Annotated in this window: 10 protein-coding genes; 3 read left to right on the top strand and 7 right to left on the bottom strand. The window is 51.9% G+C overall.

All coding sequences use genetic code 11. The annotated features are described in order from the left end of the window. Positions 1 to 33 precede the first annotated feature (33 nt). From GE278_06135 to GE278_06105, 7 genes are all read right to left on the bottom strand, one after another. A complete protein-coding gene (locus GE278_06135; protein QLK60372.1) occupies positions 34 to 1,089 on the bottom strand; it encodes a diguanylate cyclase in 1,056 nt (351 codons plus the stop codon). A gap of 233 nt (positions 1,090 to 1,322) precedes the next feature. Beyond that, complete coding sequence (locus tag GE278_06130) at positions 1,323 to 2,378, bottom strand: alcohol dehydrogenase catalytic domain-containing protein (GenBank protein QLK60371.1); 1,056 nt, start codon at positions 2,376 to 2,378, stop codon at positions 1,323 to 1,325. An 84-nt stretch (positions 2,379 to 2,462) separates the two neighbouring features. Beyond that, complete coding sequence (locus GE278_06125; GenBank protein ID QLK60370.1) at positions 2,463 to 2,870, bottom strand: cupin domain-containing protein; 408 nt, start codon at positions 2,868 to 2,870, stop codon at positions 2,463 to 2,465. A gap of 248 nt (positions 2,871 to 3,118) precedes the next feature. Continuing rightward, complete coding sequence (locus GE278_06120) at positions 3,119 to 4,276, bottom strand: phage tail protein (GenBank protein ID QLK60369.1); 1,158 nt, start codon at positions 4,274 to 4,276, stop codon at positions 3,119 to 3,121. Positions 4,277 to 4,288: 12 nt separating this feature from the next. Then, entirely contained in the window at positions 4,289 to 7,024 is a 2,736-nt protein-coding gene (locus tag GE278_06115) for a fimbrial protein (protein QLK60368.1), read from the bottom strand. Between the two features lie 76 nt (positions 7,025 to 7,100). Next, entirely contained in the window at positions 7,101 to 7,604 is a 504-nt protein-coding gene (locus tag GE278_06110; protein QLK60367.1) for a fimbrial protein, read from the bottom strand. A 179-nt stretch (positions 7,605 to 7,783) separates the two neighbouring features. After that, positions 7,784 to 8,581: a fimbrial protein gene (locus GE278_06105; GenBank protein QLK60366.1), complete on the bottom strand. Its 798-nt coding sequence runs from the start codon at positions 8,579 to 8,581 to the stop codon at positions 7,784 to 7,786. 499 nt (positions 8,582 to 9,080) lie between these two features. On the opposite strand from GE278_06105, the gene GE278_06100 reads away from it, so the two are divergent. From GE278_06100 to GE278_06090, 3 genes are all read left to right on the top strand, one after another. Then, positions 9,081 to 9,944 (top strand): hypothetical protein, encoded by an 864-nt coding sequence (locus tag GE278_06100; protein QLK63217.1) that lies wholly within the window; start codon positions 9,081 to 9,083, stop codon positions 9,942 to 9,944. 153 nt (positions 9,945 to 10,097) lie between these two features. After that, a complete protein-coding gene (locus GE278_06095; GenBank protein ID QLK60365.1) occupies positions 10,098 to 11,348 on the top strand; it encodes an MFS transporter in 1,251 nt (416 codons plus the stop codon). Then, positions 11,345 to 12,784, top strand: coding sequence for a sucrose-6-phosphate hydrolase (locus GE278_06090; GenBank protein ID QLK60364.1), 1,440 nt, complete (start codon positions 11,345 to 11,347; stop codon positions 12,782 to 12,784). Before GE278_06095 ends, GE278_06090 begins: the two co-directional genes overlap by 4 nt.

Raw genomic sequence — 12,784 nt, 5'->3', positions numbered from 1 at the left:
ATGTATTCCAAATCAGTGTAGACCAGGAAAAGCTTAAGCCCTGCCTGCGCTGCCAATACTGTTTTTGCCATTTTGCTTTATAGTCGCCACGGCGCGTTCGGCAGCGGCCAGCCACTGGTGGTAATCTTCCCGCCCGCGCGACGTGGCGATACCTGCACTTAGTGAGCACTGGAAACCGGCATCCTGCGACAGGCGGATTTCAGAGACTTTCAGCAGTAACCGGTATCCCACTGCGTAGGCTTCCTCCTCAGAAATTCCCGGCAGTATCACCACGAATTCATCGTCACCCAGCAACGCAGGGAAATCATGTTCGCCGGTTTCCTGACGCAAAATCGTCGCCACCGAACGCAGCACATAATCTCCGGCCTCACGGCCAAACAGGTCATTCACCATTTTTAAATCATCAACGTCGAGTACCATCAGGCAGGAGAGATCCTGTCTGGAACGTTCAAACTCCAGCATCAGCCGCCTGTCGAGCAACCGACGGTTCGGCAGGCCGAGGAACGGATCCATCAGCGCAGTTTTTTCCAGTTCATGCTGTTTATCCCGTAACTTTCTGGAGATGGAATAATTGGCGGCGCTGAAGGCAATAATATAAATCGTCGACAATGGCAACGTCAGCCACAGCGTTCGTACGGTCACCTCGGTATAAAGTGTCATACCCGAAAGCGGCCAGCAGATAATAAATCCGATGCAATAAAAAGCCATCGCGCGGCGTAGCAGACGCCAGCCACCTGCGGAAAAACGATCCGCAATAAGGATAGACGTAATCACCGCTGACGGCAGAGGACAGATGCCCATCAGCGCGACCCATGCTCCCCCGGCGACGGCGTCAAACGCCAGGTTTCTGAACTCGGCCTGATTGGGGTTTTTCGAACGCCGCGAAATCAGCATCGCGACGTGCGGCCAGACAAAACCATTGAACACCAGCAGACTGACCGGCAGCCAGGATGCACCCCGCTCTTCAAGCACAGAAGCAATCGGCAGAAAGCAGAGGAAAGTACCCAACATGCGCATCAGATACATTCGTCGTAAAAAACGATCCGAACGTTCACGCACGTGGCTTTCATCCGGGAAGAAATATGGCATACCTGACAAAGCTCGCTGAATGTATTTCTTTTTATAGTAGTCGAGTTAGTGATGGCGCATCTAGCTAAAGCATCGGATTCAATAGAAGGAATAAGGCGTGTTTTTGACTTATTTAGAGAGAGTTATGGATTTAGCGGAGAAATTTGAGATAGAGAGGCCGACTGAATAAAAAAAACAGCCACATCGGGAAGTGCACCCGATGCGGCCGTTGTACTGCGCGTAAAGCGAATTTATTACGCCGTCAGCGTCGCCATATCAATCACGAAGCGATATTTCACGTCACTTTTCAGCATACGTTCGTAAGCGTCGTTGATGTCCGGCATGTTGATCATTTCGATGTCAGAACCGATGTTGTGCTCGGCGCAGAAATCGAGCATTTCCTGCGTTTCTGCAATACCACCGATGCACGAACCGGCCACGGAGCGACGTCCCAGGATCATCGACAGCGTATTGAGCATCGGGCTGATGTCACCAAGGAAACCAACGAACACCAGCGTGCCATCGATGTTCAGGGTAGGCATGTACGGATTGATATCGTGAACGTAAGGCACGGTATCGATGATCAGATCAAACTCGCCGTGAGTCGCGGCCATCTGTGCGTCATCCGTGGAAACCACGATGTGATGTGCCCCCAGACGACGGGCATCTTCCGCTTTACCGGCGGAACGGGTAAACAGCGTGACTTCCGCACCCAGCGCGTTGGCCAGTTTCAGCGCCATATGTCCCAGCCCACCGAGACCGACCACGCCGACTTTGCTTCCCTTGGTAATATTCCAGTGACGCAGCGGTGACCAGGTGGTGATACCGGCGCACAGCAGAGGCGCGGCGGCCTTGAGATCGATCCCTTCCGGCATTCTCAGCACGAAGCTTTCACTCGCCACAATAGATTTTGAGTAGCCACCGTAGGTCGGCATATGATCGTGGCGATCCACGCTGTTATAGGTTTGGGTATTGCCTTCTAAACAATACTGCTCGAGACCTTTCTCACACGGGCTACACGTACGACAGGAATCGACCATACAGCCGATCCCGGCATAATCGCCGACTTTGAATTTGGTGACATTCTTACCGACTTTGGACACGCGGCCCACCACTTCGTGGCCGGGAACCAGCGGATAGGTGCTGAATCCCCAGTCGTTGCGCGCCTGATGTAAATCTGAGTGGCAGACGCCGCAGTACATTACGTCGATCACCACGTCATCGGCGCGGGCTTCACGTTGTTCGAATTCGAAGGGGGCTAATGGCACTTTGGCTGACTGAGCGGCATATCCGAGCACTTTCAGGGTCATGATATTTTTCCTGTACAGGTAGAAAGTAAGACATCCCGTCAGGATAAACCTGACAGGATGTTGCCAAAAAGGAAAACCTGTTCTTTATTTCTGATACTGCGCGTCGGTCACTTTTTCCATCCACTCGACCGGGCTGCCGTTGAGAGATTCGGCAATCGCGATATGCGTCATGGCATTTTCCGGCGTTGCGCCATGCCAGTGTTTTACGCCTTCAGGGATCCACACGATGTCCCCCACATTCATTTCGCGAATGTCGCGTCCCTCTTCCTGTAACCAGCCGCGACCGTGGGTGACGATCAGCGTCTGCCCCAGCGGATGCGTATGCCACGCGGTGCGCGCGCCGGGCTCGAAAGTCACGGTCGCACCGCCAACGCGGGCAGATTCCGTACCGCTGAACGGTGCGTCGATGCGTACTTTACCGGTGAAGTAACTTTCCGGGCCGCTCTGAGAAGGGGTGGAACCGTTTTTGGTGATTCTGATTGCGTCGTTCATTTTATTCTCCGCTTCGGCAAACGTTGCCGGGGCCATGCAAGACATCATCATTGATAGTGAAAGCGTAGTTGCTCTAAGGGCGTTTATGTCACTTTCTTCCTTCACATTATGCTGATGCCATTACAAGTTCGTGACTGATTGAACTACGTTACCGCCTTTCGTGCGAGCGGACTAGGTGGAAAAATGTGAAAGAACCTATGAGTAAATTTCATTAATCAACGACAGGAGCTGAGAATATTGTCGGAGAATTACTGCGTCGTCGGGGTGTAAATAATCCTGAGGGTGCCGCGATATCGCCCTGCCGTTTTCGACGATAAGGTGAAAGACGGCGTAATTAATTCCATCGGCGCGGGAACGCACAGCACCGAATTTCGCTGTCCCGGCAATACCACACGGCGCAACACCCCCTTATTGGTGCCGCTCCAGATGATCTCGGTGCCGTTTTGCACCCTCTGCCGTGCTTTGGTCAGCGGATTAATCACCTCTATCGAATAATCCAGACGATCTTGTGCCAGATTTTTATTCCCGCCATTGAGATATAACGAAAATAATCCGGTGGCTCTTGAAGGCGCTGGGGAGCCTTCGTCCTGAAAGATCAGGCTCACACGATTGCTGTCCGAGTTATTGCCATCGTACAGACACATATCCAGTGAACGGCTGCCATTCACTGTTGTGGTAGCACGTGCGCCGGGGAAGATTTTCAGACCCAGATCCACATTTGCCGCCGCATTGCCAAACTCAGGCAGATAGATCTGCTGATTACCGTAATCCGTCACCTTAAACGTCATGCTGGCGATCCAGTCGCCCAGCCTGGTGACGTTGGTACAACCCACGTTCACATTCTGCGAATTCCCGGTACAGGTGAGGGGCCATTGCATCAACGACATTTTGAGTGTACCGCTCCAGATTCCGGCAAAAGGGAATTTACTCAGCTCCGACGAGGGGAGATACGCCGAGTAATCCGTACCGTCGCCCCTCGGCGTTACCTCGCCGCCAAAGGCATTCAGTGGCACCAGATCGGTGGCCACCACCACGTTATTGAGCGATCTTCGTTTGGTCATATAGATATTGAGCACCAGCGTCTGTTTGGTGGTGCTTTCAGTAAATAAGACCGGTACGGGATACGGCGAGGGGGACGCTTCAAGCCAGACAGGAAACGTCAGGCAGGCACCATACTGATTGCTGGTTCGTGACTGACAAACCAGCGTGTTTCGTCCCCACTTTGGCGCGTTGGTGGTGTCGTAACCGCCGCTCTCATTGGTCCAGATGGGCAACTGCGCCGGTACGGACATTCGGTCGAAAGACAGGTTGACTGTCGTCGTACGCCCTGACGGCGTGAGTGATGCCGCCTGTGCTCCGGCCATCAGGCATATCAGCGCCAGTCCGGTGAGCAATTTGCTTTTCATTTAAAATCCCTATTATTGTTCCTGCAAAGAAAATTCCGCCCGTGTAAGGGGGACTTCATCCGTCCGGCGGGTAGCGATCAGCATTTTTGCCCGCTGCTGAACGTTAAGCGGCACCGACGCCAGTTCAACTGTTTTGCAGTCGCTGTCGCCGACGTAGCGCACGACGTCATGCGTGCTTTTCACTTTTATTTCGCAGCGATACATCTGCATTCCGCGCGCCATATACAAATTCTTTATGCGGTGATCGGTTTCCGCGGTGAATCCGCCCTGCCCTAATCCCGACCAGCTGGCAACATTGAGCGGCGTGGCACCTTCCAGCGGCGTCTGCTGATTGATAATCAACCTGCCGAGATAGGTATAGCGAGAGACGATATTCACCTTGCTGACCAGCATTCTCCCCGGCGCGATAAACAACGTCCGACGTCCGGCACCCTGCGTGATTTCACTGCGTATACCCGCTGCGGATTCGATCGAATCATTAATGCTGATATTACTTTGCGTATACGCGGGCAGGCTGAACAGCGTGCGGCCGGTGCCATGCAGGCTGGCGCTGCCCGCGCCGTCAACGGAGACATCGACGCGGGTATCACGGCTGTCATCGGTGCTCGCAACGTTAAGCCCGACGGCGGCACCGGGAAGACCATTGCCCCATTTCCCCCAGTACAGACCGGATTTCGCCACGGCCATCGAGGAGTTATAGCTGCCGCTGCTGCTTAAACGCTGGCCGGACGCACCGGAAGAGGCTGAACTGAACGCCAGACTGCCGCTGCCATACTCACCGCTGGTCTTGCCGTATATCGAACCATTCAACGCATTGTCCTGGCTTCCATTGAGATTCACGCCGATTTCCTGCTGGTTTTGCGCATCGAAGTACGCGTTTTGCGCGACGTTATAGCCGACCTGATCTTTACTGCTGCGATCGGTCTGATAAGTCATCCCTACTGAGCTGAAGTTCGAGCGGGCGCTATTCGCTGACGCACTGACCCGTGAAAGCGAGACAGAAAGAAAACCACCGTTATCGCGTTTGATGCCGGTGCTGTTAGTGCGCGTAAAAAAGTTGGCGCTGGTATTGATGTTAATACCGCCGACGCTAAAACCACGCCCGAGACCCGCCTGCCAGGTGGTGGTCTGCGTTTTATTGTAGGTACTGCGGCGGGTCCACACCGGCACGAGGTCGTTATTGTCCCGTTGTGCAGGTATCACGTTGCGGCCTTCATTTTCACTGGCGCTGTAACCGGCATTCACGTACCAGCTTTTCACCGGCACGCTGAACATCAGGCTGCTGCTCTGATAGCAGCCGCCGAAACCATATTGGCCGCCGTTATTGCTATAACAATCCTGCGCATACAGTGCACTGCGATAAAAGCTGAGGGAAAAACCGTCGTTATAGGTGACTTGCTGAATGTTGCCGCGCGAGCCTTCGCCGCCCTTCAGATAACTAAAGCGGGTGGTGAGAATGCCGTCGAGCAGCGGGTTATCAAATCCGTGACTCCAGTCGAGTGCGCTTTCGACAAAGTGGTTGCGGTTGGTCGCGGCCACAGCGCCGGTGAGCGCGGCTTCACGGGTGATCGGCACTTTTATGCCCGCCTGCATCACCCGGCGGTCTGCACCGTTTTGTGATTCAGCGCCGTTGCTCTGCACTTCTCTGTCTGGAATAGCACCGCCCTGCACAAACCATTCGATATTCTGGCTGGTCGCATAACCCGTACGGCTGAAAGGTACCTGCTCAGTGCGTGACAGCTGGTTATCTTCATAAACACGCAGCGTCACGGTGTAACTGCCGTTGGGGAACGCGCTGGTATCGAGGTTCTGTGTCCCCGCATTCAGGTAAAAGGTGCCGAGCAGTTGCTGAAAGCGATAGGCATCAATACGCGATGGACGGGTGATAAACACCGTCACCGGCGTGCCCTGCGCGACCTGTGAGTTGTTCATCCAGGCGAGCGTAGAGCCGGCGCGAGCACCTTCGATAGTGCTGAGCGGTAGCTGGCTGAGGGTAATGTTCCCGCCCGCGTTACTGAATATATCCCGCGAGTCCATGCGCCCCGCCTGAACGTAATAGCGCTTGCCTATGTCACGGCGCAGGAAGACGTTATTAAAACGTACTTCCTGATGATTTTGCTGGCGATATTTCTGCGCCAGATAGTCCCAGTCAATACCGGCATAGCTGTTTTCTGTCAGCCCGAGCGCGCCCGCACCCTGGAGGGACAGGGTCTGGTCGTCGCTATTGGTAACAAAGTTAATATTCTGCTGATGGATAAATGCCGCTTCGGTTTCTGCCGTCTGTTCGTAATACGGTGAGCGGTTATCTGCCGCGAGCGGCACAAACTGTGGGCCGAGGAACAGCGCAACTTTGGCATTATTTTCATCATAGATAAGCGCGACTGAATCCGTGTCCAGATAGTCGCAGCCTGCCACATCGCCGTTACTGCTGCACGCCAGATTTCCGTTACGTGCCAGAGGGTTGCCGATCAGACGGTCCAGAATTGCTTGCTGTTGAGCACCCTTTTGATAATGCCTCATCACCGCCTGCGCCACGTCTTCCGGTTTGAGGAATGTGACGGTATCGAGGTTAACGGAGGCTTCAAAAAGTCCGAGCGATTGCCCGTAGACAGAAAGATTGACCCACAGAGTCTGGCCGGTGACCAGCGATTCAAAACCAGGCGGAACCTGAGTGGTAGCACGGGCTGAAAGAAAGGGGATCAGGGTAATGAAAGAGGCGATTAAAGCTCTGCGAATATTGACCTTCATTACAGCGTCCTGCTGAAAAAGAATAACAAGGGGGCGCACTGCCCCCCGAAATAATCGATCAGTCAACTCCGGCAAATTAGCTCGACGTCGTTGCCTGTGTGATCAACAGACTCACCACGCCGGAATAGGTGCCGGTCGCCAGAGGCGCTACCGTTGCCGGAGAGATTTTCAATGGCAGAACGGAAGAACCGTTGGTGGTGCCCGCCGGGAACAAGGATGCGTAAGTCAGGGACGTGGCCGTGGTGGTAATAGGTTTCAGGTCTGCACCCAGCGTCACTTTCAACGGAACGGTGGTACCGGTCACGGTTTCGTTTAACTGGGCAGCGCTCACCAGTGCAACGTTAATATTGGCAGTGGAAGAGTTCGACCAGATTTTGGTATCCAGCGAATAAGTAGACAAACCACGGCCCGGAATATATTGCATATTAATCGTGCCCGGCAACGCGGTACCGTCAGCCTGGGTCATATCTACCGTCGCATCAACGTTAGCATTTACAGTAATATCTTTCTGCACAGCCTGCGCATTAAATGCAGCCGTTAATGCAGCAGCGATGAAAAGTGGTTTGATTAATTTTTGCATTTGTAGCTCCATGAAAATCCATGTAATGGCCCTATACAATCAATAACTCGAGTTGCAGGCAGGCGAATGAATACAGCCCAAGCACCTGCGACTTGAAGTATGAAGTGTATTAATGACCGTCTCGATGATAATGAACTGCTTAATAACAAACGTGTTGTTATTTCCTTAAAATAGGCTGATTACTTTTCGAGAACGTACTCATTCACATTTCTCGTTTTCTGATCAACATATTTAATTCTTATTGCCTGGGCAGAGTTTAACTCTGCTGGCGTCCATGCTTTGAACTGCAATGTCTCATCCGGATATACCGTGGCGTGTTCTTGTTTCCACTGACAGCTGCCACTGCTATTTTTTTCCGGACAGAGACCGACCTCGCGAATCACCATGCGCACGGTGCCATTATTTTTAACTTCACCTGACGATAATGAGCGGAGAGATAACACAGCGTGTTTCGGTGGAATATGAACCAAAACGCCCCAGACTAAATTGATACCCACCTGGTTGCTGAGTTTACTTTCCTGACCTGTTTTATCTTTCAGTTCCTCCGGCGCACCGACCGCCTCGAAGTAAACCCGCCAGGCGGTCTCTTTTTCCGCTGGTTGTAACGAAATAAGACGAATGATGCGTTGCGAACCCGATGCCAGCGCGAATTTATCTGGCGTGGCGATCAGCGAGCGTGAAACCGCATCTTCGAGCAATATTTCTTTTTCGAATTGTGTCGCAGGACGATCTATTCGCTTAATGGTGACTTTAATAAACTGCGCTTCACCGCTTTGCGACAAGGTTTGTACCTGCGCTGCGCCCTGGCTATTAAGCGTCACCTCCATGGGATAGACACTCATATTTGCCAAAGCTGCAGGCATGACTAAAAAAGTCATTGATATCAGAGGGAAACAAAGTAGCCTGGCGAACTTCTTTTTACAAAATAACGTAAAAGAATTGCCGTAAAGCAGGGTCTGATGACGTGACTCTTCCATGATAAATCCTTATAAAATCCATTAACAAACGTGCCGGTAATTCCCCCTCCAGAGAGAACCCCTGTTAACCCGGACATCTGAATCAACGGGTATAACCTGGCGCTAAGAAAATTCTCACACAGGCTTTGTTATGTCACTGTCCATTTTTGTGGTTAATTTTTTTGAAAGAAATGGCAAAAAAAACATTTCATAAAAAAAATCACCTAACCCGATGAAATAGCTAATTAAAATATCCACCATAAAAATAAGCCTTTTAGTTTTGAAAGTATTTTAACCGGTTAAAATAAAATCAGGGTTTATGCAAAATAGTCACTTTAGTGCTAGGATTATCCTGAGATGGGCAATAAAGACCCTTCCTGATTTTAACAAAAATCGCTAAACACCAAATCTCGCCATATAACATCATGAACCGTTTATCAACGGACTTTAAATTAACCCTAAAGAACAATGGCAATGTTTTTTTATTTGTATTATGGAACCAGGCAAAGTAAGCGGCAATATGAAGAGCAAACAACAACTCACAAAATTAATTTCTCACCGTGCAGAAATCATTAAGACCCATAAAGACATTGAGGCAGTCATGCAGAAGCACTATAAACTTCTGTTCAGACTTTACCTGACTAAACCGCTCTATTTTAAGGTTATTTTTAAAGCAAACCGTTTTATTATCGGTTCGGCCATTATGGCGTATTTTTTCACGACAGAAAAACCGACGCTTCGCCACGTAAAAGATTTTTGTAAGCAAACGGGTTTAATCAGTGACAATACGATCGATTCCTTTCTGCTCTTTATCCGGGTTGGCGGTCGTATGGACGTTAAAAAGGATCCTCAGGATAAGCGAAAGTTAAACTATCAGGTGACGCCAAAAGCGCTCGATGAAACCCGTGCGCTAATTAATACCATGATGATCCCCTACGGCATGCTTTATCCGGATTTCGATGTATCAGGGTGTTTGAAAATGGAAAACTTCACCGCAGAGTATTTCCAAAAATACTCAGAAATTACCCTTAATCAGGTGTATCTCTTCGATATGGTGCCGGACTGTAAGGAGTTCATTTTCAGGGATGCCGGGCACATGCTGCTGATGGACTTGTATATGGAGAGCATGAAACAGCAGACGGCGGTGATCGAGTACAATTACCTGAGGGCCTCGCTCAAGTGTGGCGTTTCACGCTCGCACATCAAGCGATGCCTGAAAGCGGCAGAAGTTGCCAGATTACTGACATTGGATACGCCGAACAACACCATTGTCTTGCATCTGACATTTATGCAAATGGTGCTGAACTATTTTGCCGTTTACATGGCAATGGTCGAGCATGGATTGCGCGGTTTGCCCGGCGTTCCCCCCCTTCCAACGTTTTGAACCGCAAAATTTTGCGGTTCAGATCACACCCCGATTATGTTAACGTTAACATTTGTGATTAACATCATACTTACGCATCGTTCAGTCTGGGAAAAGAAATAAGTTAACGTTAACAATGTGCATTATCTCTTCGTAACACGCACGGATATGCCCATGAGAAACAGTCACCGAAGTCACTACATATTGCTAAGTGGATTGCTTTTTTGCTTCTTCTACACCTGGTCCTCCGCCTTTTCGCTTATTTCACTTTGGCTTAGCCAAAAGGTCGGGCTTAAAGGCACGGAAACAGGAATGTTCTTTTCTGCCATCGCCCTGACGGCGCTGTGCGCTCAGCCGCTTTACGGGTTTATTCAGGACAAACTGGGGCTGCGCAAAAACCTGCTGTGGGCCATCGGCTGTTTGTTACTGGCCAGCGGTCCGTTCTTTATCTTTGTTTTTGCCCCGCTGTTGCAAGTCAATATTCTTCTGGGTGCTGCGGCCGGTGGTTTGTACGTCGGCGCGACATTTTTTGCCGGAATTGGCGCACTGGAATCTTACACCGAGCGGGTCAGCCGCATTCTGGGGTTTGAGTTCGGCAAGGCAAGGATGTGGGGATCGCTCGGCTGGGCGGCGGCCACCTTCTTCGCCGGGATGCTGTTTAACATCAACCCGAACCTGAATTTCTGGATGGCGTCGTCTTCAGCAGTGATTTTCCTGCTGCTGCTCTGGCGGCTGCGTGAAGTGAAAACCGATGCGCTGAACCAGCTCGAGTACGGCAAGCCTGGCAACCTCCAGCTGGCCGATGCAATTGCTCTGTTTCGTCTGCCGCGTTTCTGGACACTTATCGTGTTTGTCACCGGTGTCAGCGTCTATAACGTCTATGACCAGCAGTTCCCGGTGTACTTCTCCTCGCTGTTTGCGGACGTCAAAAACGGCAACGAGATGTATGGTTTCCTCAACTCCTTCCAGGTGTTTTTAGAGGCCGGTGGGATGTTCCTGGCGCCTTTCGTGGTCAACAAAATCGGCGCTAAAAATGGCTTGCTGCTAAGCGGCCTGATCATGGCGCTGCGCGTATTTGGCTCTGGGTTGGCGGCAGATGCAGTGACCATTTCCTGCATGAAACTGCTGCATGCCGTCGAGCTGCCAATCCTGCTGATCGCCATGTTTAAGTACATTACCACCCGCTTCGATCCGCGCCTTTCGGCCACGCTGTATCTGGTTGGTTTTCAGTTCATCACGCAGGTTTGCGCCAGTGTGTTATCCCCGCTGGCCGGGCACGGTTACGACCTGATCGGCTTTGCAGACACGTACATGATTATGGGGATGCTGGTCCTTGTCCTGACCCTCATCTCCGGTTTCCTGCTCATTGGCGAAAAGAGCCGGACACCCCCCTCTGTATTATTCAAAAAGAGTGAGATTTTATGAAACAGCGACTGGAACGCGCAGAACAGGCGTTGCGCTCTGGAATAGCCACCCGCGGCGATACCTTTTACCCACATTTTCATCTCGCCCCCCCAGCGGGCTGGATGAACGACCCGAACGGGCTGATTTATCATCAGGGGTTGTATCACGCGTTTTATCAACACCATCCGTTCAGCGAGAACTGGGGACCGATGCATTGGGGGCACGCCACCAGTCAGGACATGGTGAACTGGCAACATCAGCCGGTGGCGCTGGCGCCGGGCGATGAGTATGACCGCGACGGTTGCTTCTCCGGCAGCGCCGTGGACGACCACGGTGTACTCAGCCTCATTTACACCGGCCACGTCTGGCTGAGCGGCGAAGGCAATGACAGTGCTATTCGCGAAGTGCAATGTCTCGCCACCAGCGAGGACGGTATTCACTTCACCAAACAGGGCGTGGTGCTCACGCCGCCGGATAACATCATGCATTTTCGTGATCCGAAGGTGTGGCACGAGTTTGGTTACTGGTGGATGGTGATCGGCGCGCGGGATGAGCACGATTGCGGTCAGGTGTTGCTGTACAAAGGCAACAGCCTGCGCGACTGGACGCTCGATCGCGTGCTCGCTAAAGCCGACGGCAACACAGGTTACATGTGGGAATGCCCAGATTTCTTCCCTCTTGGCGATGAACACATTCTGATGTGCTCGCCGCAGGGTATCAAAGCGCAAGGCCACGATTACCGTAACCTGTTCCAGAGCGGCTGCCTGCGCGGCACATGGCAGGCAGGTCAGGATTTTAAGGTATTGGAAGGTTTTACGGAACTCGACAACGGCCATGACTTCTACGCGCCACAGTCGTTTACAGCCGCCGACGGACGCCGGGTGGTTATCGCGTGGATGGACATGTGGGAATCTGTGATGCCATCGAAAGCGGAAGGCTGGGCGGGCTGCATGACGCTGCCGCGCGAACTGACGCTGCGCAATGGTAACGTGCGCATGGAGCCGGTTGATGAAGTGCGGACGCTGCGCCGTGCTCATCACCCTCTCCTGCCGCATGTCATCAGGAACAGTATTGAGCGGATAATTGAAAATGCGCAGGCAATCGAAATCATCTCGCAATGGGATCTCAGCACCTCTGACGCACAGAGCTTCGGCATAAAACTCGGCGATGGCGTCTGGGTCTTCGTGGATGCTAAGACGCAAAGACTCTGTCTGGAAAGGGACTTCCCGGGGCATGGGATCAAAGACTGCCGCAGTATTGCACTGCCTTCGGACAACATGCTTGAGATGCGGATCTTTATTGACCGATCGTCGATTGAAGTGTTTGTTAATCAGGGAGAAGCAACCCTCAGCAGCCGGATTTACCCACATCCCGATCAACGCACTCTGTTCTTCTTTGCGCAGGAAGGTAAAGCGGCGTTAGTGCAAAGTGATTACTGGACATTATCTGCGGGTTAA

Source organism: Enterobacteriaceae bacterium Kacie_13, assembly GCA_013457415.1.
Lineage (GTDB): Bacteria > Pseudomonadota > Gammaproteobacteria > Enterobacterales > Enterobacteriaceae > Rahnella.
This window is presented reverse-complemented; position numbering and strand designations above follow the sequence as displayed.